Raw genomic sequence first — 23,525 nt, forward strand, 5'->3', positions numbered from 1 at the left:
TAAATACTTTATCATGATATAATTGGTTACTGTAGAACCACTTTAAGGAGATTTTAAAGGTACCACTTTCAAATAGGAGGAATGAAAAATGTTATGGATACCTATTGATCGAGCATTAGATATTCCTTTAAATCGTCAAATCTATCAACAAATACGGGAAAAAATTTTACGTGGACACCTCCATGCAGGTGAAAAACTAGCATCAACACGCGAGCTTTCAGTAGAATTAAAAGTATCAAGGAATGTCATTTTAGAAGCTTACGATCAGTTACTGGCCGAAGGGTTTTTAATTGCACGAAGAGGAGCTGGTACATTTGTTGCAGAGGGTGCGTTATTAACACAACAGACAAAGCCTTTTATTACAAATAAAGTAGGAGATTTAATAGCAGGGAAAGAAGTTATAAATTTTCGCTCGGGTATCCCTGCACTCAACTTGTTTCCTCGTAAAACATGGGCAAAGATAAGTCATCAACTTTGGCACGATAGTGAATCCTCCACTTTGGGATATGGAGTTCCAGAGGGGCGCATAGAATTAAGGCAAACTCTTGCATATTACTTATTAAAAACAAGGGGCGTTGAATGTCATCCAGAGCAAATTATCATTACATCTGGTGCTACACAAGCAATGATGCTTGTATCGAGATTGCTGTTATCACCTAATGATATAGCTATTATGGAAGATCCTATTACGAATGATATTCAAACCATCTTTAAGAATTCTGGTGCCACAATCTATCCAATACCAGTAGATGAATTGGGAATGAAAACAACCCTATTACCAGACAATATGGACCCTAAACTAGTTTTTCTAACACCCTCTCACCAATTTCCATTAGGAAGTACATTAACAATTCAACGTAGAATTCAATTAATTGAGTATGCTAGAAAGAATCATTGCTTTTTAATTGAGGATGATTATGACAGTGAGTTTCGCTACGAAGGCCCACCTGTTAGCTCTTTGCAGGGCCTTGATCCAGAGCTTGTTCTCTACATCGGCTCTTTTAGTAAAATTCTCTCTCCGGCACTACGAATAGGATACATTGTCCTTCCAACACAGCTTATCGAAAAATGTCGCCAATTGAAATGGTTTACAGACTTACACACACCTTCCTTGGACCAACTTACCCTTTCTCGTTTTATCCAGGAGGGCTACATGGAAAGACATATCACAAAAATGAAAAAGTTTTATAAAAGTCAACGTGATTTTCTTATTCAATGTTTACAATTAACTTTTTCACATAAAGTAAAGATATTCGGCTACTCTACAGGTATGCATTTAATTGCAGAGTTTGAGAAGATAGAATTTACGCAAAACTTATTACTGAAAATTGAACAATTTGGTGTAAAGGTTTACCCTGTAGAGGATCATACAATCAAGAAGGGAATTTATAATAACAAATTAATTATTGGCTACGGTCATTTACAAAAAAATGAAATTGAACTAGGCGTCACTAGACTATTTCAAGCAATCAATAATTAGGAGAATATCTATGTTAGCTTCTATTGAAAAACCATCCAATCGCCATATCGTATCCACTGCCCCTTTCAGTAGATTCCTTAGATGATTCTCCCATGCCGCTGTAAATTATATTCATTTCAAAATAAAAAAGCTTAAGCTGAAATATCAGCTTAAGCAAAAACCGACTTTACTTATGGTACGGTTCACCCTTCATAATCCTAAAGCTTCTATAAATCTGCTCTACTAAAACAAGCTTCATTAGCTGATGCGGTAATGTCATCTTTCCAAAGGATTGTAGCTCATCAGCTCGTTTCAACACATCATCGTGTAAACCAAGGGAGCCGCCAATGACGAACGCGATTTTACTTTTGCCGTAGGTCATGAGGGATTCAAGGTCTGCCGCCATTTGTTCAGAGGTTTTCATTTTGCCGTTAATGGCTAAGGCGATAACGTATGTATCTGGGCCGATTTTAGATAGAATACGTTCACCTTCTTTTTTCTTTACGATTTCCATTTCTGCTTCGCTTAGCTGCTCGGGTGCTTTTTCATCTGGTACTTCAATTAAATCCATTTTTGCATAGCCACCGAGACGTTTTACGTATTCATCTATTCCCATTTTTAAGTACTTTTCTTTTAGTTTTCCGACTGATACAATCGTTATATTCACACGTTATCCACCTTTACAATTCATTTACAAACAAATTATCCACAAAAGTTATCAACATATCCACAAGTGATTCCTATATCTTGTGTAAAGTTATTTACTTGATACAAGATATTCTGCAGGTAGTTCACAGTAGCTACATTTTGTGGATAACTTTTTATTCTCTTCGATTTTATCCATAATTGGGAACTCTTTTTGCTCTGCCACAAACATGTCTAAAGCGTGTTCTATATGGTTTTCACAGCTGTATTTTTCCATTTTTACACCTCTTCTTATTTTCCGAAATTTCCACAAACTTATTCACAATTCAGTCTATGTTATCCACAATCTATTGTAACAAAGGACAGGCGAGTATGGAAGAATAGGCTTTCTACCGCCTCTCGCCGTGTAAATGTTATTATTCAAAATTTTCTAGTTATCCACAATATTTTCTAAATCATTCTTGTTAGTTCAGTCGACTTTTCTTTCAAACATATTTCTGTCCACAAAAAATGGTCAAGGAAGTCTTTGTGAATGTTGTGGCTAGGGTATACTTTGCTACAGACTACTTGCTTACCGCAGAAGCTTTGCACTGCGGCTAAAGGGTAGAACTTTTATAAATTTTATGCATTTCAAAAGTGAACGTTTTCGCTACTCATCATGATCAACATAAATGCCGCCGCTTCGTTAGCACTGCACTTTCATACAAATCAAGTATTGTTATCGAAGCTTCGTCATATCACTACAAATTAGTGACATGCAAGAAGGTACATGCTAAGTGAAATAGTTGAGTAGAGACTGTGCGATTCCTTAGGGATCAGATCACAGCGTCAAGATGAGACCCTGCATGTATTCTGTGAGAAAGCGAAGCAGCAGCGATAAAAGCGCCCAACTGGAACGGAAATCAACCACTCGCTGTGCCGAAGAACCATACTTTTTTCAAAAACAAAAAAACAGTGAGGACCTATAATCCCCACTGATTTTTAATTTATAATGAATCGCTATTTGTTAATGTTAGTGTTAGATCCACTATTTTACCTTGGCGATATACTTTCATCGTTAATTTATCACCAATTTTTTTGTCGTTATATAAATGTTTACGTAAATCGATTGCTGTTTCGATTTTTTTGCCATCCATTTCAACAATAACATCGTATTGTTTAACGCCCGCTTTTGAAGCTGGAGAGTTAGCCACTACATCTGTAATAACAACACCTGTTGTTAAGTCTTTTGGTAATTTTAACGTTTGCTGTTGGTAGAATGATGGAACATCCGTTAAATCTACTAATTGAATACCCATTGTTGGACGTTTCATTTCACCATTTTTCTCTAATTCCTCGATAATTGGAATTGCTGAGTTAATCGGAATTGAGAAGCCTAGCCCCTCAACAGAGGATTCCGCAATTTTCATAGAGTTAATACCAACTAGCTCACCAGCAAGGTTAACAAGTGCACCACCACTATTACCTGGGTTGATGGCTGCGTCTGTTTGTAACACTTCTTGTTGCCAATCTATTGTGCCATCATTGTTGATGTCAACTGGTACAGAACGATCCTTACCAGAAACAACGCCTGTAGTAACAGAGCCATAGAATTCTAAACCAAGTGGGTTACCGATCGCGATTACTGTTTCGCCTTGTTTTAATACATCTGAGTTACCAAATGTCGCTACTGTCTTAACATCTTTAGAGCTGATTGAAATGACAGCTAAGTCTGTCCAAACATCGTGACCAACTAATTGTGCTACTTCTTTCGTACCATCTGGCATTGTTACTTCTAACTGTTTTGCACCTTCAATAACATGGTTATTTGTCACGATAAAGGCTTTATTACCTTGAACTTTGTAAATAACACCTGAGCCGCTTCCAGCAGGCTTGTCTGATGTGGATTGTGGACTCCAGAATCCGCCGCTTGTCACTTCTTGAATATTCGTTATCCCTACAACAGCACCAGAAGCCTTATCTACTGCTTTCGTAACATCCGTTGTCACTTCTGTCGCAACTTGATTAATGGTTGTTTTACCTGTGTTACTTGTCGTTGTACCTGGCATTTGATTGACAAGTCCAGGCATCATGAGCCAAACGAGTAAAGCGCCTATGATGACACCGATAAGACCAGTGAAAAAATAACCACCCTTACCTCCGCCACCGCCTTTCTTTTTATGACGCTTATCTTGCATTTCTCTCTCCTCTCGTTCGAGTCGCTCCTGAAGAGGTGACTTCTGTATTTCATCATTTTTTAGTAAATCATTGTTTTTATCATCATCTTGAAAATAGCTCATTCTCCTCATCCTTTCCCTTATTAGTATTGGTTAGTTGTTACCCTAATATTACGATTCAAACATTAAAATTAGATGAAAAATAAATAAAATGGACATAAAAATGGCTGTTCAACACATTTTCTATAAAATGTGATTGAACAGCCTCATTTTTTTATTGTATAAAGTCGATATTATTAACGCACGTTATTTGTAACTGACGCTTTACTTTCGCTACAAATAACATCTGCTGAAAGAAGTTAAACTGTTACTAATTTCGTCGGCTCTTCTGCATCTGTATCAAATAAATTTAAATACTCTCCGACAATAATGCCGCAAGATTGCAAAGTTTGTGTGACACTCATGCGCGCAAGCTCTTTCATGTTATTATCCATACTTAAATGTGATAAATAAATATTCGTTGGTTTTTCAAATACTACCTCACTCATTGCTATTGCTGCATCCTCATTTGAAACGTGCCCTACATCACTTAAAATACGACGTTTTATAGACCATGGGTAGCGCCCCATTTGCAGCATATTCACATCGTGGTTACTTTCAAATACAAAGGAATCAGCACCTCGAATGATACCCTTCATACGGTCGCTGACATAGCCTGTATCCGTAATAACAACAAGCTTGCGCCCATTTTCATGGAAGCTATAGAACATTGGATCTGCTGCATCATGTGATACGGCAAAGGATTCAACAGCTAATGAACCAAAATGCTTTACAGTATCCATTTCAAATTCAAAACGTTGCTCTAAAGGTATTTCACCGACTAGCCCGTCCATCGCCTGCCACGTTTTGGCGTTGGCATAAATAGGTACATTATATTTTCGTGCTAATACACCTATTCCTTTAATATGATCACTATGCTCATGTGTAACAAAAATGCCACTTAGCTGTTTCATATTGCGGTCGATTTTTGTAAATAGTTGCTCCATCTTTTTGCCACTGAGACCAGCATCGACAATAAATGCATGATCATCATTCTCTACATAAATCGAATTCCCTGTACTACCACTTGCTAAAACACTAAATTGCATCATTCAACTCCCCAGTCTTCCTCTTCGCCTTTTTTCTTGTCTCCTTGGATTTCAACAATTTTTCCATCAATAGCATCAACGAAGTACTCTTCTATTTCGCCATCCGATAGTTTCACTTGTACTTCCCAAGTTGGTATTAACACTTGCGTTTGCGTTAAATTACTATATGTCGAGTAACCTAACTTCACTTGCGTAATACGAGATTCTGACTTTAATAGCCCTTTATTATAAAGAGTCTGGAAAATTTGAAGTGGTGGAATAACAGTTTCCTGTTGCTCCATCTCTTCGATATTGTCAATCATTGATTGCTCATACGTTACCACTTCATTATCTGTATTCCACCGTACTTTTAATAAGGCACTCTCATTGTAATAGAACATTCGATTATTTTTTTTCTGGAAGAAAATTGCGACTCGTTCCTCACGATCTACCTTCCATAATGCATAAGAATCTCCATCTTTAACGTTTGTATGGACAAATTCGGTAAAGCTTGAATCATCAATATTTCGTAATTTCACAGGATTGATAAAAGTAGCACGTACATGTGCATGTGTCTCATCTGTGAAACTTATTCGCTGATTGTCATCAGTAAAATCATCAGCATTTTTAAAAATGTGCACTTTGCCTGTAATGTAAGTAGCAGATTCATTACTATTTGGCAGCGCTCCATACGTAATATTATCATCTTTTAAACGGGCTTCTATTGTTTTTTCACCTAGTATTTCCACGCTCTGCGCTTCATTATAGCGATTTAAATACATCGAATACAAGAAGATATCTAAAATTAAAAAAACGAATATAAAAATAGACTTTGTTCTATTCCAATCCATTTTTGACACCTCCTAATAATTCAGGTGTCAGTTTCGTTGATATACCGTTACGAATAACAAACCAGCATGGCTCTAATGTCACTATTGTACTTTGATTATGAGTTAAATTGAAACCTACAACAACGTCATCTATATCTGATAAATCAATGTTATTAAGCTTTTGAATCTTTTCAATGATTTCCGACCCTGACGGAAGTTCTTTCCTCTCTTTTTCGGATGGAATGTCTTTCTCAAAAGAAAAGTAAGGACGTTTGTAGCGGAAAATACGATTATCTCCCCAAACAGTTGTAATTCGGTTTATTGCCTGATCACTATAAACCGGTAATCCATGTAAATATAGCTGATAATCTAATTGGTTATTACTTGTACTTGTTGATACATATCGATAATCCGATGTAAAACCTCCGTGTTCATTGATAAATTCAAAACTATCCGTCAAGAGCTTGGATGGCTCTATTCTTACACTACTTTCTGCAGCTGGATATACATAGGTCAATGATTTCAATTTCGAATCAATCATCATCCGTGACATTCCATCTTGATATTTTTCAGTTGTTGCACTTTCATCAGTGCGCAAGACATTGTTTAGATTTGTAAATAACACATTTTTAAATAATTCAGGTTTTTCTTCGATAAAATACGTATATTTTGCTGATTCAATTTTATCGTTAGCAATATATAGTGAGGTAAAGCCATCTCGCTCCACTTCTTTAAAAGTGCCGTAAGTTTTCGCTGGCTCAATAATATTTCGTACAAATTGATTAGCATTTTCTAGACTTACATGTGAACGCATCAATAATTCATTATTGCTACTAATGAAAAACACCTGTAAATCTTTGTTATTATAATTACTCCAATCTATAATCATACGATTAAAGGTTGTTTCAGGTAGCTCCTTATCGGAAAACTGAAAAATTGAGTTAAAGGCAGAATAAGGAATCTCACCGGTAAAAAAGACAGTCATACAATTATTAGTACGAATCATCTCGTTTACAGAGTCGGCCGTAATGTTATTGTTAACGGGCATTAAATCTAGGATATTCCATCCCTGAAGTGCTTCCATAATATCTTCCATTACGCCATTAGAAACTGTACCCGTAAATTCCTTATCAAAACGGTAAATAGCTTTATATGGACGAATTACATCCTCCATTTTTTTTTGAGGTCCAACTAGGATTTCTTTTCCTTCAGTCTGTTCAATAAATTTATAATCTGGTGTGTATGTCCAAATTATAAAGGTTAAAACCACACTTAGCATAACGAGTAAGAATAAAACAACTGATTTAACTGGTTCTATATATTTCATTCCCACTCACCTGCCTCGTCAAAATCATCTAAATTAAGTGGTAATGTGAAGAAAACTGTTGTTCCATGTCCTTCCTCACTTTCAGCCCATATTTTACCGCCATGAGCTTCAATCATTTCCCTGGCAATAGCTAGCCCTAGACCTGTGCCTCCCATAGAACGAGCTCGAGCTCGATCTACTCGATAGAAACGATCAAAAATACGTCCTACATTTTCCTTTGGAATTCCCATTCCATCATCAGAAATCATAACTTTCAGCATATCTCCTTGTGCTGTAAAGCCAAAGCGAATATTACCTCCATCTGGTGAATACTTAATAGCATTGGAAATGATATTATCAATAACCTGTGTCACCTTATCCGTATCAATCTCTACATAATAGGATGCCTCCGGGAATAAACGTTCAAACATCACTTTGTCTGACTTAGACATTTCAAAGCGATCGATAATACGGTTAAAGAATGAATTGAATAGAACAATGTCTTTATTCAACTCATAATCTGAACTATCCATTCGTGATAACTGCAATAAGTCATTCACTAAGCGAATCATACGCTCTGTCTCTGTTTGTGTGACATTCAAAAATGTTGGAGCAATATTTTCATCTTTCCATGCACCATCTGCTAACGCTTCTAGATAACTACGCATCGTCGTTAATGGTGTCCGTAATTCATGTGACACATTTGATACAAACTCCCTGCGATCCATCTCTATTTTTTCCTGCTCCGTAATATCGTGCAGTACGGTAATTAGACCATTAATAAAGCCCGTTTCTTTTTGAATAACAGAGAAATTCGCACGTAAAATATACGGTGCGTCAGCTGTACTGAAATTTAAATTCACCGCATCATTCATGTGAATTAAATCCTCAAAACTATACTCTTGGTCAATACCTAAGACAGATGCAATCGGACGACCTAATGTAATATCTCTTGAAATATGCAGCAGCTCTAGTGCGGGATCATTAATAAGAATGATGCGCCCTTTTCGATCTGTCGCAACAACACCATCCGTCATATTACTAAGGACCGAATCGAGCTTTCGTCGTTCTGCCTCTGTAGTAGATTGCGCCTCCTGCAAGCGATTGGTTAAATGATTAAAGGTAATAGCTAGCTGCCCTATCTCATCTGTACCATAAACCCGCACTTTTCGGGAATAGTTACCCTTTGCCATCGCTTGTGCCTGCTTACGCATATCTGCAATTGGCTGTGTAATTGTTCGTGCCACTAAGATTCCTAAAAAGATTGTAATCACCAAGGACACTGCTGTACCACCAAGGAAAATACGGTTAATGTCATTCACTTGTTCAAAAACAGATTCAATATTAGCTTCAATGTAGAGTACCCCAATAATTTCATCATCAGGACCTACGCCATCTCGAATTGGCGAAGCTAACACCCACACTCGATTCCTTGTTTTATTATCAAGTTTGATGTTTTCAAATAATGTTTCTGCAGAAATTGCACGACGTACGAGGTCATTGTTCGAGCGCTGTCCAATCAAATTTTGATTGTCTATCTCAGATGTGGCTCGAATACGCTGTCTATTATCGATGACACGGATTTCTAAAATATCTCCATTAGAAACTTCTTTCAACCCCGTGGAAAACTCCATTACAATTTTTTTTAAGCTCTCTTCAAGAGTTGGCATACTTTCATCGCGTTCTTTTAACATTTCTTCACGAATGCTATATTGCATCAAATCAACTCGTTGAAAAATGGATTCTCGGAAATTGGTTTTTAAATTTTGTTCTAATTCACGTGCAAAATAGATACCTATTATTTGCAAAGCAAGCAGGATTAATAAAATATAAATTAGTACTAACTTGACATGAATTGATTTAAAGAAGCTTACTTTCTGCATTCCTTTTTACTCCTGTTCAGGATTTCGTAAATAATAACCTACACCACGGCGTGTTACAATCCAAGCTGGATGACTAGGATTGTCTTCTATTTTTTCCCGTAAACGACGAATAGTTACATCTACTGTTCGTACATCGCCGAAATAGTCATAGCCCCACACAGTTTGTAGTAAATGTTCACGCGTCATGACTTGACCGATATGCTTACCTAAGTAATGTAATAGTTCAAACTCCCTATGCGTTAGTTCAATTGCTTCGTCACGCTTCAATACTAAGTAAGCATCTGGCTGAATAACAAGAGAGCCTACTACAATTTCATTGGATTCTTCTTCAGCATCTTCGGCGGTAGGGGCTACTACCTGTAAGCGACGCATATTTGCTTTTACACGCGCAATAAGCTCACGTGTACTAAATGGCTTTGTTACATAATCATCTGCGCCCATTTCTAGTCCTAATACTTTATCAATCTCAGAGCCTTTTGCAGTTAGCATAATGATAGGGAAATCATATTTTTTTCGCACTTCTCTACAAACTTCCATTCCATCACGCTTAGGTAACATTATATCTAAAAGCATTAAATCTGGTTGCTCTTCCTCAACCTTTACTAGTGCTTCATCTCCATCATAGGCACAAATAACTTTGTAGCCTTCTTTTATTAAATTAAACTGTAAAATATCTGCGATTGGTTTTTCATCATCAACAACTAAAATTGTTTTGTCCATATTCTCTTCTCCCTTTCGTTATTTATCTATTATTAAACGTTGTGTATTTTTAAAGTTACTACTCTTAACTCTACCATGCTTTTAGCTTCTATGCATTATTCTAAATCATAAGACATTATACGATATTGTATCGAACTATATTTCGACAAATATTTCTCGGGAAATAAAATAAATTTATATACGAAGTATACAAAAAGACAGCCCTATTTTGGACTGTCTTCTATTCGAATTGATTAACGCCCTACATATGATAATGGATTTTCTAAAGAGCCATTTTTCTCAACTTCAAAGTGTAGATGTGTACCTGTTGAATTTCCAGTAGAGCCCATAATACCTATAACAGAACCTTTTTCTACCACTTGTCCTACTTCCACTTTAATTGAAGATAGGTGTCCGTAAAGCGTTGTATAGCCATTATTATGATTAATCACGATACGATTACCGTAGCTACCAGAGACACCAGCTGCGACAACAACACCATTATCTGAAGCTAAAATATTATAATTACTAGGACGGGCAATATCAATACCACGATGGAATTCGCCCCAACGTTGACCCATCCCACTTGAAATATGGCCACCTACTGTTGGCCAAGTAAATTCACCTGTACCCCGTGAAGAAATCACTTTCGTACCAACTACTTCAATTTCCTCTACGGGTTGTTGTATGATTTCTTCTTTTAACGCTACTTTGGATATACGAGTGCCATTTTCAGACGTTAATAAATAAGATGTTTCTTTTTTTCCATTAACGCCTTGTTGTTTTATCACTTTTTCACCTTTATACATTGTCGGATCTTCTTCAATTATTTTCTTAAACGGAATTTTATCAGTAACTTTCTTCTCCTGCTTTACTTCAAGCGTTACAAATGGTTTAGCGACTGTAACGTTTAATGCTTGTCCGATCTGTAAAACTGTATCAACAGTGATACTAGGATTTAACGCTAATAGCTCAGCTGTAGTTAATCCATGTTTTTGGGCAACCGAGCCTAAAACATCACCTGATTGGATTTTATAAGTTTCTCGCTCAAGAGAGCCTGTCATTACATATTTCACAGCTTCCTCAGGCGTTACAATAGTATTTGGTGCTACTTTTTGTGTCACACCAGATACATCCTGTTTAAAAGAAACATCTAAAAGTCGCTCTTCACCAGTCTGTAAAGGTGGAATACTCGTAGATTGCTGGTTAACATATAAACTATTTAGCTCTTGCTGTGAAACATATTGTAGCTTTAGCATACGAATAGTATCTTCATAGGCTTTTGCATCTTTCAAAGAAACTATAGGCTTATTATCTACAAATAATGTGAAAGCTGGAGATTGAATCACTAAAGATTGCTCAAATTTCTTCAAAATTTCCACGTCTTTAGTTTGATTACTAAATACTTTTTCTGGGATTATTTTAACAGAAGAACTAGCATCGATAGATAGCTCTTTGTATTGTTGACTTGCTTCTTTTTCCTTTGAAGAAATGATTTCTTCGATAGCTTTCTCATTAGAGACTGCACCTATATATTTATTTCCCACATAAACGTGATAAATTTTATTTAAATCTTCTTTATGATTTTCTTTTGCAAAACCTACATTTAACGTTAAACTTGTCATTAAAACTGTAATAATTGATACCTTTTTAATTGAAGAAAAATTGTCATTGAATCTATTGTTTTTCTTTTTTCGAAACCAAGACGAACTCATCAATAAAGCTCCTTCCAACTTTAACCTATTGTAGGATTAATTACCCACAAAGATTTTTTGCACCACTATAATGTACCATAAAGAAAATATGGTTTGACTTTTTTCATCTTTTTGTAATGTAAATGTATTATTTCTCTACTAATTGTTACATAATTCCTATTTTTGTAGCGTTTAAATAAACCCGTGTATTCTATTCATTTATTTTTACTATGATTTTAGACTTATTACTTTTTACTTTTGTAATATTCAGATAAAATAGAAGTAGGATAGACTAGTTGATTGGAGCGATTAATTTGAATGATTCACAAACCTCTGGAATAACCCCTAAAGAAAGAAAGCCTCACCGTAAGAATACAGTTCGTAAACTTATAATTAGGACCATTATGGTAGCTTTAGGTGCAGTCATTATGGCACTAGGGCTGGAGCTATTTTTAGTACCAAATCACATTATGGATGGTGGAATCGTAGGTGTTTCCATTATCACTTCTCATTTATTAAATTTACCTCTTGGTATTTTCATCTTCATTTTAAACTTACCTTTTATCTTTTTAGGCTATAAACAAATTGGTAAAACTTTTGCACTTTCCACAGGACTCGGAATTACAGTACTCTCATTAACAACACTTTTCTTACATAACATTCACCCGTTTACTCAAGATACGCTATTGGCCACAGTTTTTGGAGGCATGATTTTAGGTATTGGTGTAGGCATCGTCATTCGCTATGGTGGTTCGTTAGATGGGACAGAAATTTTAGCTATTTTATTTAACAGAAAAACACCGTTCTCTGTTGGTGAAATTATTATGTTCTTCAATTTAATTATCTTTACGGTAGCAGGATTCGTATTCACATGGGAACAAGCAATGTACTCTATCCTGGCATACTATATTGCTTATAAAATGATTGACATCGTTATTCAAGGAATGGAGGAATCAAAATCTGTTTATATCATCAGTGACGAAATTGATGAAATCGGACAGACCATTATGGACCGACTTGGTCGAGGTGTAACATTCCTTCATGGTGAGGGGGCTTATACTGGTAATGATAAAAAAGTTATTTTTACTGTCATTACTCGATTAGAGGAATCGAAGCTTAAATCAATCGTCGCTGAAATTGATGATCATGCATTCCTAGCAATTGGTAATATTGCAGAGGTTAAAGGCGGTCGCTTCAAGAAGAGAGATATTCACTAATGACAAAAGGGTCGTACCGTATATGGCACGACCTTTTAATGTTGTAACATCTATCAAATAAAGTATGGCTCTTCGGCAAAACGAGTGGTTGATCTCCGTTCTGACTGAGCGCTTTTATCGCTGCCGCTTCGCTTTCGCGCTTCCTGGGGCGTCCGATAAGCCGCTTCACTTAGCATTGTATCTTCTAGCATAGTTTCACTCTAATTTATAGTGATAATATAGGAAAACATAGCGTTCATAAAAGATGTTCTTTGCAAAGCGTAGCTACACAAATATAAAAATCGCTACAACTTATAGACAATATTCCCCTGAACATTTTGTTTTCAATACTATAAAAAAGGACGTACCGTTTATGGCACGTCCTTTTTAATTACAATTATTATGCTTCCCAAACGTCCACTAAAACGTTCGTTTGTTCACGTGCAGGACCAACAGAGAAAGTAGCGATTTCAATACCAGTTAATTCACTTACGCGTTCTACATAGCGTCGTGCATTCTCAGGTAGCTCTTCTAATGTTTTGCAGCCTGTAACATCTTCTGACCAGCCTGGAAGCTCTTCATAAATTGGTTCACATTGTTCAATAATATGAAGATTTGCTGGATACTCAGTAATAGTTTGATCTTTATATTTATACGCTGTACAAATTTTAACTGTTTCTAAACCAGATAAAACATCAATTGAGTTAAGCGCAAGATGCGTAATACCACTTACTCGGCGTGAGTGGCGCACAACTACCGTATCAAACCAACCTACACGACGTGGGCGGCCAGTTGTTGTACCGTATTCACGACCAACTTCACGAATTTGTTGACCTACTTCATCAAATAATTCAGTTGGGAACGGTCCATCGCCAACACGAGAAGTATAGGCTTTAGATACACCAATAACATTTGAAACTCGTGAAGGACCAATACCAGCACCAATCGCTACACCGCCGGCAACAGGATTTGATGATGTTACAAATGGATACGTACCTTGATCGACATCAAGTAAAATACCTTGTGCTCCTTCAAATAACACTTTTCCGCCTTCATCTAATACATCATTTAAGATTTTCGACGTGTCTGTTACATATTTTGCGATTTCTTGTCCATAGCTGTAATATTCCTCGAAAATTTCTTCGAATGTTACGCCTTCAACTTCGTAAAATTTCTCAAATAATTTATTCTTAATTACTAAATTTTGACGTAGTTTTTCTTCAAATACATCCTTGTCTAGTAAATCAGCCATACGGATACCGATACGTGCTACTTTATCCTGATAACATGGTCCAATCCCTTTACAAGTTGTACCAATTTTATTATCGCCTCGGCTTTCCTCATCAGCGATATCTTGCTTTATATGATATGGCAAAATAACATGCGCACGATTAGAAATTCGTAAATTATCTGTATCAACTCCACGCTCTTGTAAGCCTCTAAGCTCAGTAACTAATGACTTTGGATTAACAACCAAACCATTTCCTATTACTGAAGTTTTTTCTTTATAGAAAATACCTGATGGAATTAAATGTAACTTATAAGTTTCACCATCAAATTTAATAGTATGTCCTGCATTATCACCGCCTGCAAAACGAGCGATTGCATCGGCTTTTTGTGAAAGGAAATCCGTAATTTTACCTTTTCCTTCGTCTCCCCACTGTGTTCCTACAACTACAACTGATGTCATAGTCAGCACCTCCGTTAGATACGATTTGTATCTCAATTTTTAAGCCGTTAATTATTGTAACAATGATAGAAACGCCTAGTCAACAAAAATACTTAAAAACACGAACATAAAATCAAAAAATATGATTCAACGTTCGTGTTTAATAACAGAATGATATGAATATTATCTAACATTCAGATTAATTCTGTCTCGGCATAATCGCAAACATTAAATTCCTCTTTTTCAATCAGTGTTTGGCCAAACATGAAAAGAACTATATTTGCATTTATCTCATTACCATAACGAAAATCAACTTATATACATGACAGACGTTTTAACAAATGTCATCTCCAACTATTGGTGATGAGCCAAATAAATATTTAATCACGTGGCGGTGGTGGCGGCATTTGCGACCAATCCACATTAATGAATTTATTGAATTCTTTTTTAAACGCAAGTGTAACTGTACCCGTTGGACCGTTACGCTGTTTAGCAATAATAATTTCAATCATATTTTTACTCTCAGATTCTTTATCGTAATAATCATCACGATATAAGAAGGCAACAATATCAGCATCTTGCTCAATACTTCCCGATTCACGTAAGTCACTCATCATTGGTCGTTTATCTTGACGTTGCTCAACGCCACGAGATAGCTGTGATAATGCAATAACTGGAACCTTTAACTCACGTGCTAAGCCTTTTAATGAACGTGAAATCTCAGATACCTCTTGCTGACGGTTCTCCCCTGGCTTACCACTACCTTGAATGAGCTGTAAATAATCAATCAAAATCATCCCGAGGCCATTCTCCTGTGCTAAACGTCGACATTTTGCTCGAATTTCATTGATACGTACACCTGGTGTATCATCAATAAAAATTCCGGAATTCGATAAACTCCCCATTGCCATAGTTAGTTTACCCCAATCTTCCGTTGTTAAAGCACCTGTACGTAAAACTTGTGCATCTATATTTCCCTCTGCACAAAGCATACGCATAACTAGTTGCTCAGCACCCATCTCTAATGAGAAGATCGCAACATTTTCACGTGCTTGAACGGCAACACTTTGTGCGACATTCAATGCAAAGGCTGTTTTCCCTACAGAAGGACGTGCCGCTACAATAATTAAATCGTTGCGCTGGAAGCCAGCTGTTATATTGTCTAAGTCACGGAAGCCTGTCGGAATACCTGTAACATCACCTTTTTGTGATTGAAGCTTTTCGATGTTATCAAAGGTTTCCACCAAAACGTCTTTAACATGCTTAAAATCACCCGCATTTTTACGATTGGCTACCTCCATCATTTTCTTCTCTGCTTCACCTAGTAATGCCTCTACCTCATCCTCACGTGTATAGCCATCTTCTACTATTTTAGTAGCTACACGAATTAAACGACGTAATAGAGCCTTTTCTTCGACAATTTTCGCATAGTGTGCGACGTTAGCAGCCGTAGGGACAGCATTGGCGAGCTCTAGTAAATACGATAGCCCGCCAACATCCTCAATTTCTTTTTTAGCTGATAATTCTTCAGTAACTGTTACAACATCTATCGCTTTTCCTTGATCACTTAAACGTAGCATCGTTTCGAAAATTGTCTTATGTGCATTATGATAAAAATCATCTGCTAGCAAAATTTCAGATGCAGTGATTAACGATTGAGGATCGAGGAAAATTGCACCGATAACCGATTGCTCCGCTTCCCGGTTATGCGGTGGAACGCGATCCATCATCGGTTCGTTCATGGATCGTCGCCCCTTATTCTTCCGTTACATGAACTTTTAATGTTGCAGATACTTCATGGTGTAGTTTTACAGGTACATTTGTAAAGCCTAGTGCACGAATTCCATCACTTAAAGTCATTTTACGTTTATCAATTTTTATGCCATGCGTTTTTTGAAGTGCATCGGCAACTTGCTTTGAAGATACTGAACCAAATAGGCGACCACCTTCACCTGATTTTGCTTTTAACTCTACTGTTAAAGCTTCTAATTTTTCTTTTAATGCTTCCGCTTCAGCCAATTCTGCTGCTGCATTTTTAGCTTCTAATTTCTTTTGACCATCTAATTGACTTAATGCTTGTGCATTTGCTTCAGCAGCATAACCATTTTTAATCAAGAAGTTTTGTGCATAGCCATCAGCTACATTTTTTATTTCTCCTTTTTTCCCTTTTCCTTTAACATCTTTTAAAAATACTACTTTCATGATTCAGAACTCCCTTCGAGTACCTCATTTATGGCCTCTTCTAAATATTTTTTTACTCCAGCAATGGAATTTGATTCGACTTGGCAAGCTGCATTAGTTAAATGCCCGCCGCCGCCTAGCTTCTCCATAACAAGCTGCACGTTTACTTCGCCAAGTGATCTTGCACTTATGCCGATTTTGCCATCTGAACGATGCGCAATGACAAAAGAAGCACCAACATCCTTCATTGTTAGTAAAATGTCTGCTGTTTGCGCAATTAGCACAGAATCATACACTTTCGCTTCCTCACCTACAGCAATAGCAATACCTGGTTTCACGAACTTAACAGTTTGCACTATTTTAGAACGTTCAATATACGTATCTACATCTTCTTTTAATAATCTCTGTACTAGCACTGTATCGGCACCATTTGTCCGTAAATAAGAAGCCGCTTCAAACGTACGGGCTCCTGTACGTAATGTAAAACTCTTCGTATCGACAATAATTCCTGCCAGCAATGCAGTAGCCTCTAGCATATTAATCTTCGCACGTTTTGGTTGATACTCGAGTAACTCTGTCACAAGTTCAGCAGTGGACGATGCATATGGCTCCATATAAACAAGCGTTGGATTTTCTATAAAATCCTCACTTCGACGATGGTGATCAATTACCACAACTTTTTCTGCCAACCTCAATAGGTGTGAATCTATGACTAAATCCGGTTTATGCGTATCGACAATTACGAGCAATGATTTTTCTGTCATTTTTGCCGCAGCTTCCTCTGGTGTTAGGAAATGTTCATAGAAATCCGATTTACTCTCAATTTCATTCATTAAACGTGTTACACTTCCGTTTAATTCTTCAAAATTTACGATCACATAGCCCTTCACATCATTCATTTGTGCCATTTTACGTACACCAACAGAGGCACCAATAGAGTCCATATCAGGGTTTTTATGTCCCATAACAAATACTTGGTCACTATCCTGAATTAAATCACGTAATGCATGGGAAATAACACGTGCTCTAACGCGTGTACGTTTCTCAACAGGATTAGTTTTCCCGCCATAGAATTTTAACTTCCCTGAAGGTTGCTTGATAGCAACCTGATCACCACCACGGCCTAAAACAAGATCTAAACTTGATTGTGCTAGTTCACCAAGCTCTACTAATGAAGATGATCCTGCGCCAACTCCAATACTTAATGTTAATGACATATTTTTTTGTGCTGTTTTTTCTCGAATTGTATCTAAAATAGCGAATTTTTTCTTTTCAAGTTCCATTAAAATAGATTCGTTTAATACAGCTAAAAAACGATCGGATGATATTCGCTTCACAAATATCCCTTGCTCTGCCGCCCAATCATTAACAATTGATGTCACCATCGTATTCGTTAAACTACGTGGCTGATCATCCATTGCTTGCGTAATTTCGTCATAGTTATCAACAAATAAAATTGCAATAACTGTACGATCTGCAAAGTATTGTTTTTCAATAGCTATCTGCTCAGTGATATCAAAGAAATATAATAAATTCTCTTCTTTTTTATAATAAACTCGATACTTACGATCACGGAGCGTTATCGTTTCTTCGTTTGTCTCCTCGGTCTTCATTAGCACGTAAATGTCGTCAGATATATTAACGATCCCTTCACCCACTAAATTCTCCATATTTAAAACGCCTTGCATATATGGATTCGACCATTCTATTTCATATTGATCGTTGACAAGTAAAATCCCAATTGGCATTTCAAGTAATGCCTCTTCCCCTACTTTTTTCATGCGGAAAGAGATGGATTCAATATGCCTTTCTGTTTCATCAAAGGTAACCTTTTCTACCTTCCACGTATAGGCCATTAATAGAACAAAACCTACTCCATAACCGATACCTATCCCGATATTCCAAATACATAGAAGCACGAACGTCACAATGCCAAAAATGGAAAGAACAAAAAGCGGATAGCGGATTGGTCGTTTTCTAAAAGTCCCCATTACATCAGCCCCTCATTCTTTAGTTTTCCCTTTCACAAGTGAACGTACGTCGAAACCTAAATCTACAATGCCTATCAATATCATAAAGGATGATAGTGGTAAGGCTAACAAAGTAGCAATCCATTTGACACCATCGGGCATTCCCTTTCTAGAAATAAAGTAATGTAAAAAGGAAATCCCTTGCAGAATTAATAACATCCATAAAATATAAGAAACATTTAAAACAATAATACCTAATGTAGATCCAGATTCTGGACGCACAAATAAATTAACGCATATAACAATCATGTAATACCATAAAATAGATCGTGGTAGACGCATGTTTTGGAACGGTGCAAATTTTGGTACGTCTAAACCAAGACGTTTTAATACAGGTAAATTTAACGTTATAATAATAAATGCTGTCATAAATGCAGAGATTGTTACTGTTGCAGGTATTGTCAGCTCAATTGTTTTTAACATAGCCTCAATTATCTCTGGCTGAAACATTACTTGACCTGTCACAGTTTTTGCAAGTTCATTTGATTGCTCATAATTTTCGCGTAAAAGCTCTGTGCTCATGCTAATTATATTGATACCAGCAAATTGAACATAAGCTACATAGACAATTGCCATTGACAGAAGAACGGCAACTCCAGATGACATGAATAGGTAAAGTTTGCTCTTCTTTAGATTAATTGCACTTCCTATTACGACACCAAGTAATGCCAAAATAAAGGCAAATGGTAACATAGTTATGCCACTCGTTAAAGTGGTTAAGATACAGCCTACTACTGCTACGAGTATTGATGAGGAACGCTTGTAATTTGCGCTATACCAAGCAATCGGTAGTGGAGCAAACATGAGACCTACTATAAAAATGAATGGTACATATGCAGAAATCAGCATTAGAATCGTAAAGATTGCGACCATCATTGAGCCTTGTACAAGCGCCTTTGTTTGATTATTCGGCATTGAAAACCTTCCTTTTTTCAGTCAAACTTACTGACCTTTATTGTACCATTTTTTCGGGTTAGTGAACAAAAAACGCTAAGAACAACTATATGCTTTGTCATTAATTTTGTAGAACCAATGACTAAAGCTTAAAATACATAGCTATATAGGAGATTTTTTACCGAAAAAGCATAACAAATTCATTCATTGATATAGATTCTTATATATTGAACTACAAAAAAACGAGCAGCTTACGACAGTTATTCATACATAAAAAAAAGCTTTTAATCGAAATGATTATAAGCCGTTTTGTTTTTAAAAATGTTACTTAGTCGATTGTTCTTCTCATTCATACGTTTCAGAAATACGATAGCATTTTGTTTCTCAATCTCTAACATTTTATTTTTTCTTTATTCATGTCACTTAAAAGTGTAATAAATTCTTATACTAATGGCAAATGGTAATATATAGAGCGGGATTATTATTCTGCTAATGTATACCCATTTTTAACTGATTGTAGCGTAAGGCTACTCGACTCCCGCGAGGAAAGCCAGACAGACGAGACCCTGCACGGAGCAATTAATTAGTATGGATAAAAATGATTCATCAACGTACCTGATTTTACAAATAAAAAAAGCACAACCAAAGCGATTAAACCTTGTTGTGCCTTTATTTATATCTTATTTGTCTTCTGCTACGAATGGAAGTAATCCCATGATACGAGAAACTTTGATAGCTGAAGTTAATTTACGTTGGTACTTAGCGCTAGTGCCAGTTACGCGACGTGGTAAGATTTTACCGCGCTCAGAGATGAATTTTTTTAATAAATCTACATCTTTATAGTCGATATTCGTAATGTTATTAGCAGTGAAGTAGCAAACTTTACGGCGTTTGCGGCCTCCGCGACGTGGTGCCATAGTGTGTCTCCTCCTTATCATTTTTTATTTTAGAAGTATTAGAACGGTAAATCATCCTCAGATACTTCTATCGGTCCTTTGCTATTAGCAAATGGATCCTCATCTACACGTGTATAATTCGGCTGATTCATAGGTGGTTGATTTTGCTGATAAGCATCGCCGCCAAATGAACCCTGCCCTGGCATAGCACCACCAAACTGTTGTTGTGGTTGACCACCGCCATATGACGGTTGGTTATTACCGTATGTCTGTCCACCGTATTGAGGTGATGCAGGAGCACCGCCGCCATTACGAGGTTCTAAAAACTGTACGCTATCTGCCACTACATCTGTTGTGTATACTCGTTTACCATCTTGTCCTTCATAACTGCCTGTTTGAATGCGGCCTTCCACTCCAATTAAACTTCCTTTTCGCATGAAGTTCGCAAGGTTTTCAGCCTGTTTGCGCCAAGCAACACAGCTAATGAAATCAGCTTCGCGATCACCTTGTTGGTTTGAGAATGTTCGATTCACAGCAACTGTAAATCTTGTAGACGCAATACCATTAGGCGTATAGCGTAGCTCAGGATCTTTTGTTAGTCTTCCAACTAATACGACACGGTTTATCATCAGAAATGCAACCTCCTTTTCAGCATTTTGTTAAAAATAAATAATTACGCTTCTTGGCGAACCGCAATGTGACGAATGATATCTTCGCTGATGTTAGCAAGACGTGTGTATTCGTTAATTGCATCTGAAGTAGCGTTTACTTTCACGATTTGGTAGAAACCTTCGCGGAAGTCTTGAATTTCATAAGCTAAGCGGCGTTTGCCCCACTCTTTTGATTCGATGACTTCTGCACCGTTAGAAGTTAAGATTTCGTTGAAACGTTCAACTAAAGCTTTCTTCGCTTCGTCTTCAATGTTCGGACGTACGATGTACATTAATTCGTATTTTCTCATCTGTTTACACCTCCTTATGGACTTAGGCTCTCCTGTACACAGGGAGCAAGGAGCAAGTAATAATATTACTCACATCAATGAATTGTAACATATAGACGCATGTCTTTCAAGTCGCAAACAAACAATTCTTTCTATATAATGAACTTAATTCATGAATGAAAGGAGGATCTTTCATGCTACCAGATAAAGAACCAATCGTAATAGAGTTGGATATAAAAAAACTAATGATGGACAATATTGTTATCACAAGTGGTCTTGTCATATTATTTGTAGCTATTCAATATATTTGCTTAAAAGACTTTGATTTTTCATTTTGGAATATGATTATTGGATCCATTCTTTTTGTCATTCTGTATATTGTTTTCATCGTCTTACATGAAGCCTTTCATTTAATTGGTTTTATGGTCTTCGGAGGCGTGCCCTTTAAATCGTTAAAATATGGCCTGAATTTAGAACTTGGCATAGCGTACGCAACAACCGATCAACCGTTACCAAATCATGCAATGAAAAAAGCTTTATTACTTCCGTTCTGGACAACCGGTGTCCTCCCGACAATTGCTGGTTTCTACTTTAACAGTACTGTTTTAGTATTAGTGGGGGCTTTTTTAATAGCTGGAGCTATAGGTGATTTTTCCATGTATAAAGAATTGCGCAAATATCCCAAAAATGCGTTAATAAAGGATGATCCTCATTTACCTAAGCTTTATGTATATATGCCTGATGAAAAGTGATAACTTTGAGGGAAGTCATCTTACAAATAGAATCTGCTTGAATCCAAGCAGATTCTATTATTGAAACAAAGTTATGGCGTTAAAAAACCATGCTGTGCAGCCGTATATAAATTTCTCCAAATACGATTAATCGAAGATGTCTCCGTAATTGCATCCATACCAAGTCTACGTATTAAACTATTGGTAATGTCTACACAAGCTGCTGCAATATCTTTACTCATTCGTGAAAATAGTTGTAGTTCTTCATCAACCAACTCATGACCTTCTTTATGTTTTTGCCAGTATTTATTCAACATTAAATAAAATTGCTCTTCAAGCTGTCTAAAGTTCTTCTGTTGCTGCATCAATAAAAATTGTATGGCACCCATACGTTCAGTACGGCTTGGGTCATGGTTTCTATCCTTTACTAAAATAGCTGTCTCTTCTAAGAAGTTTTCTGTTATCCCAAGGCAAACACTTAAAAAAGAAGCTTCCGCAAATGCGCCAAACGGAAAACTATGTACTGCACTTTCATACTTGTTTTTAATTGTGCCCAATTGGAACGTTTCCTCTTGTGGCACCCAAACATTTTGCAGACGAATCGTATGACTAGCTGTCGCTTTTAAGCCCATTGCTCGCCAATCGTTAAGAACCTCTACTTGATCAACATTCACTGAGCAACTAATGATTTCATCTGTTCTAATACCCTCATTCTCAACAAAGCAATTCATCGTAAAAGTTGTAGCATAATCTGCTCCACTACAATACTTCCATTGACCTGTTACACGATAACCCCCATCTATTTTTACTGCTGTGCCCGTGGGATAGCCGCTACCTGCTATGACTGCATTTCTTGGTAAAAATATTTTTTCACAAACCTCTTTGTTCAATGTTGGAATAAATGCGTTTCCACCTGTCCCTATTGTGACAAGCCAGCCAAAATTGCCATCAAGTGCAGACATCTGTTGGAATACTTTAATGCCCTCTAGTAGATCTAAATCTTTACCGCCTAATTCCTTGGCTGTGAATAACTTAAACAATTGATGCTCATAAATAAGCTCTAATATATCTTCTGGTAATCTACCTAGCTGCTCAATTTCTAAACCACGATCTTTTATTTGTAATATGTTCATACTAACCTCCGGATTGAAAATTCAGATAAGTACATATACAAAAAAGGCAATCCATA

The 23,525-nt window shown here is 36.7% G+C and carries 21 protein-coding genes; 3 read left to right on the forward strand and 18 right to left on the reverse strand.

Translation table 11 applies throughout. The features are described from left to right. Positions 1 to 88 precede the first annotated feature (88 nt). Positions 89 to 1,480 carry a PLP-dependent aminotransferase family protein gene (locus ACQKNC_RS15620; protein WP_427425714.1) on the forward strand — a complete coding sequence of 464 codons (1,392 nt, stop codon included), beginning with the start codon at positions 89 to 91 and terminating at the stop codon, positions 1,478 to 1,480. A 166-nt stretch (positions 1,481 to 1,646) separates the two neighbouring features. On the opposite strand, the gene rlmH is transcribed toward ACQKNC_RS15620, so the two are convergent. The 9 genes from rlmH to ACQKNC_RS15665 form a co-directional block, all read right to left on the reverse strand. Beyond that, positions 1,647 to 2,126, reverse strand: coding sequence for a 23S rRNA (pseudouridine(1915)-N(3))-methyltransferase RlmH (gene rlmH, locus ACQKNC_RS15625; RefSeq protein WP_427425715.1), 480 nt, complete (start codon positions 2,124 to 2,126; stop codon positions 1,647 to 1,649). A gap of 90 nt (positions 2,127 to 2,216) precedes the next feature. Then, on the reverse strand, positions 2,217 to 2,381 hold the full coding sequence (locus tag ACQKNC_RS15630; protein ID WP_427425716.1) for a CxxH/CxxC protein: 165 nt from the start codon (positions 2,379 to 2,381) through the stop codon (positions 2,217 to 2,219). 709 nt (positions 2,382 to 3,090) lie between these two features. Then, positions 3,091 to 4,383, reverse strand: a complete 1,293-nt coding sequence (locus ACQKNC_RS15635) for a S1C family serine protease (protein WP_427425717.1) — start codon at positions 4,381 to 4,383, stop codon at positions 3,091 to 3,093. Positions 4,384 to 4,619: 236 nt separating this feature from the next. Continuing rightward, positions 4,620 to 5,408: an MBL fold metallo-hydrolase gene (locus ACQKNC_RS15640; RefSeq protein WP_427425752.1), complete on the reverse strand. Its 789-nt coding sequence runs from the start codon at positions 5,406 to 5,408 to the stop codon at positions 4,620 to 4,622. Then, a complete protein-coding gene (locus tag ACQKNC_RS15645; protein ID WP_427425718.1) occupies positions 5,408 to 6,238 on the reverse strand; it encodes a two-component system regulatory protein YycI in 831 nt (276 codons plus the stop codon). Before ACQKNC_RS15645 ends, ACQKNC_RS15640 begins: the two co-directional genes overlap by 1 nt. Further along, positions 6,225 to 7,544 carry a YycH family regulatory protein gene (locus ACQKNC_RS15650; protein ID WP_427425719.1) on the reverse strand — a complete coding sequence of 440 codons (1,320 nt, stop codon included), beginning with the start codon at positions 7,542 to 7,544 and terminating at the stop codon, positions 6,225 to 6,227. Before ACQKNC_RS15650 ends, ACQKNC_RS15645 begins: the two co-directional genes overlap by 14 nt. Further along, a complete protein-coding gene (gene walK, locus ACQKNC_RS15655) occupies positions 7,541 to 9,406 on the reverse strand; it encodes a cell wall metabolism sensor histidine kinase WalK (RefSeq protein ID WP_427425720.1) in 1,866 nt (621 codons plus the stop codon). The genes ACQKNC_RS15650 and walK overlap by 4 nt, the downstream gene beginning before the upstream one ends. Before the next feature lie 6 nt (positions 9,407 to 9,412). Next, on the reverse strand, positions 9,413 to 10,126 hold the full coding sequence (gene yycF / locus ACQKNC_RS15660) for a response regulator YycF (RefSeq protein ID WP_427425721.1): 714 nt from the start codon (positions 10,124 to 10,126) through the stop codon (positions 9,413 to 9,415). Positions 10,127 to 10,359: 233 nt separating this feature from the next. Continuing rightward, positions 10,360 to 11,820, reverse strand: a complete 1,461-nt coding sequence (locus ACQKNC_RS15665) for a peptidoglycan DD-metalloendopeptidase family protein (protein ID WP_427425722.1) — start codon at positions 11,818 to 11,820, stop codon at positions 10,360 to 10,362. 275 nt (positions 11,821 to 12,095) lie between these two features. On the opposite strand from ACQKNC_RS15665, the gene ACQKNC_RS15670 reads away from it, so the two are divergent. Beyond that, positions 12,096 to 13,016, forward strand: coding sequence for a YitT family protein (locus ACQKNC_RS15670; RefSeq protein WP_427425723.1), 921 nt, complete (start codon positions 12,096 to 12,098; stop codon positions 13,014 to 13,016). A 379-nt stretch (positions 13,017 to 13,395) separates the two neighbouring features. On the opposite strand, the gene ACQKNC_RS15675 is transcribed toward ACQKNC_RS15670, so the two are convergent. From ACQKNC_RS15675 to rpsF, 8 genes are all read right to left on the reverse strand, one after another. After that, positions 13,396 to 14,685, reverse strand: coding sequence for an adenylosuccinate synthase (locus ACQKNC_RS15675; RefSeq protein ID WP_427425724.1), 1,290 nt, complete (start codon positions 14,683 to 14,685; stop codon positions 13,396 to 13,398). Positions 14,686 to 15,044: 359 nt separating this feature from the next. Then, complete coding sequence (gene dnaB, locus ACQKNC_RS15680; protein ID WP_427425725.1) at positions 15,045 to 16,406, reverse strand: replicative DNA helicase; 1,362 nt, start codon at positions 16,404 to 16,406, stop codon at positions 15,045 to 15,047. A gap of 13 nt (positions 16,407 to 16,419) precedes the next feature. Further along, the gene (rplI, locus tag ACQKNC_RS15685) at positions 16,420 to 16,866 is read right to left on the reverse strand and encodes a 50S ribosomal protein L9 (RefSeq protein ID WP_427425726.1); all 447 of its coding nucleotides are present in this window, start codon (positions 16,864 to 16,866) and stop codon (positions 16,420 to 16,422) included. Beyond that, positions 16,863 to 18,836 carry a DHH family phosphoesterase gene (locus ACQKNC_RS15690; protein ID WP_427425727.1) on the reverse strand — a complete coding sequence of 658 codons (1,974 nt, stop codon included), beginning with the start codon at positions 18,834 to 18,836 and terminating at the stop codon, positions 16,863 to 16,865. Before ACQKNC_RS15690 ends, rplI begins: the two co-directional genes overlap by 4 nt. A 12-nt stretch (positions 18,837 to 18,848) precedes the next feature. Continuing rightward, positions 18,849 to 19,790 carry a YybS family protein gene (locus tag ACQKNC_RS15695; RefSeq protein WP_427425728.1) on the reverse strand — a complete coding sequence of 314 codons (942 nt, stop codon included), beginning with the start codon at positions 19,788 to 19,790 and terminating at the stop codon, positions 18,849 to 18,851. A 659-nt stretch (positions 19,791 to 20,449) separates the two neighbouring features. Further along, positions 20,450 to 20,686, reverse strand: a complete 237-nt coding sequence (gene rpsR / locus ACQKNC_RS15700) for a 30S ribosomal protein S18 (protein ID WP_049662616.1) — start codon at positions 20,684 to 20,686, stop codon at positions 20,450 to 20,452. A gap of 38 nt (positions 20,687 to 20,724) precedes the next feature. After that, complete coding sequence (gene ssb, locus ACQKNC_RS15705) at positions 20,725 to 21,294, reverse strand: single-stranded DNA-binding protein (RefSeq protein WP_402783889.1); 570 nt, start codon at positions 21,292 to 21,294, stop codon at positions 20,725 to 20,727. Between the two features lie 44 nt (positions 21,295 to 21,338). Next, positions 21,339 to 21,626 carry a 30S ribosomal protein S6 gene (rpsF, locus tag ACQKNC_RS15710; RefSeq protein ID WP_068985806.1) on the reverse strand — a complete coding sequence of 96 codons (288 nt, stop codon included), beginning with the start codon at positions 21,624 to 21,626 and terminating at the stop codon, positions 21,339 to 21,341. 173 nt (positions 21,627 to 21,799) lie between these two features. On the opposite strand from rpsF, the gene ACQKNC_RS15715 reads away from it, so the two are divergent. Then, the gene (locus tag ACQKNC_RS15715) at positions 21,800 to 22,357 is read left to right on the forward strand and encodes a DUF3267 domain-containing protein (protein ID WP_427425729.1); all 558 of its coding nucleotides are present in this window, start codon (positions 21,800 to 21,802) and stop codon (positions 22,355 to 22,357) included. Positions 22,358 to 22,428: 71 nt separating this feature from the next. Here ACQKNC_RS15715 and ACQKNC_RS15720 read toward each other — a convergent pair whose 3' ends face one another. After that, positions 22,429 to 23,469 carry an acyl-CoA dehydrogenase gene (locus ACQKNC_RS15720; protein ID WP_427425730.1) on the reverse strand — a complete coding sequence of 347 codons (1,041 nt, stop codon included), beginning with the start codon at positions 23,467 to 23,469 and terminating at the stop codon, positions 22,429 to 22,431. Positions 23,470 to 23,525 lie beyond the last annotated feature (56 nt).

The organism is Lysinibacillus sp. NPDC094177, assembly GCF_050279145.1.
In the GTDB taxonomy this organism is placed as follows: Bacteria; Bacillota; Bacilli; order Bacillales_A; family Planococcaceae; genus Lysinibacillus.

Coding starts and splice junctions, on each gene's coding strand:
- ACQKNC_RS15620 (WP_427425714.1), top strand. CDS start 89: ATGTTATGGATACCTATTGATCGAGCATTAGATATTCCTTTAAATCGT.
- ACQKNC_RS15630 (WP_427425716.1), bottom strand. CDS start 2,381: ATGGAAAAATACAGCTGTGAAAACCATATAGAACACGCTTTAGACATG.
- ACQKNC_RS15635 (WP_427425717.1), bottom strand. CDS start 4,383: ATGAGCTATTTTCAAGATGATGATAAAAACAATGATTTACTAAAAAAT.
- ACQKNC_RS15640 (WP_427425752.1), bottom strand. CDS start 5,408: ATGCAATTTAGTGTTTTAGCAAGTGGTAGTACAGGGAATTCGATTTAT.
- ACQKNC_RS15645 (WP_427425718.1), bottom strand. CDS start 6,238: ATGGATTGGAATAGAACAAAGTCTATTTTTATATTCGTTTTTTTAATT.
- ACQKNC_RS15650 (WP_427425719.1), bottom strand. CDS start 7,544: ATGAAATATATAGAACCAGTTAAATCAGTTGTTTTATTCTTACTCGTT.
- walK (WP_427425720.1), bottom strand. CDS start 9,406: ATGCAGAAAGTAAGCTTCTTTAAATCAATTCATGTCAAGTTAGTACTA.
- yycF (WP_427425721.1), bottom strand. CDS start 10,126: ATGGACAAAACAATTTTAGTTGTTGATGATGAAAAACCAATCGCAGAT.
- ACQKNC_RS15665 (WP_427425722.1), bottom strand. CDS start 11,820: ATGAGTTCGTCTTGGTTTCGAAAAAAGAAAAACAATAGATTCAATGAC.
- ACQKNC_RS15675 (WP_427425724.1), bottom strand. CDS start 14,685: ATGACATCAGTTGTAGTTGTAGGAACACAGTGGGGAGACGAAGGAAAA.
- dnaB (WP_427425725.1), bottom strand. CDS start 16,406: ATGAACGAACCGATGATGGATCGCGTTCCACCGCATAACCGGGAAGCG.
- rplI (WP_427425726.1), bottom strand. CDS start 16,866: ATGAAAGTAGTATTTTTAAAAGATGTTAAAGGAAAAGGGAAAAAAGGA.
- ACQKNC_RS15690 (WP_427425727.1), bottom strand. CDS start 18,836: ATGGGGACTTTTAGAAAACGACCAATCCGCTATCCGCTTTTTGTTCTT.
- ACQKNC_RS15695 (WP_427425728.1), bottom strand. CDS start 19,790: ATGCCGAATAATCAAACAAAGGCGCTTGTACAAGGCTCAATGATGGTC.
- rpsR (WP_049662616.1), bottom strand. CDS start 20,686: ATGGCACCACGTCGCGGAGGCCGCAAACGCCGTAAAGTTTGCTACTTC.
- ssb (WP_402783889.1), bottom strand. CDS start 21,294: ATGATAAACCGTGTCGTATTAGTTGGAAGACTAACAAAAGATCCTGAG.
- rpsF (WP_068985806.1), bottom strand. CDS start 21,626: ATGAGAAAATACGAATTAATGTACATCGTACGTCCGAACATTGAAGAC.
- ACQKNC_RS15715 (WP_427425729.1), top strand. CDS start 21,800: ATGCTACCAGATAAAGAACCAATCGTAATAGAGTTGGATATAAAAAAA.
- ACQKNC_RS15720 (WP_427425730.1), bottom strand. CDS start 23,469: ATGAACATATTACAAATAAAAGATCGTGGTTTAGAAATTGAGCAGCTA.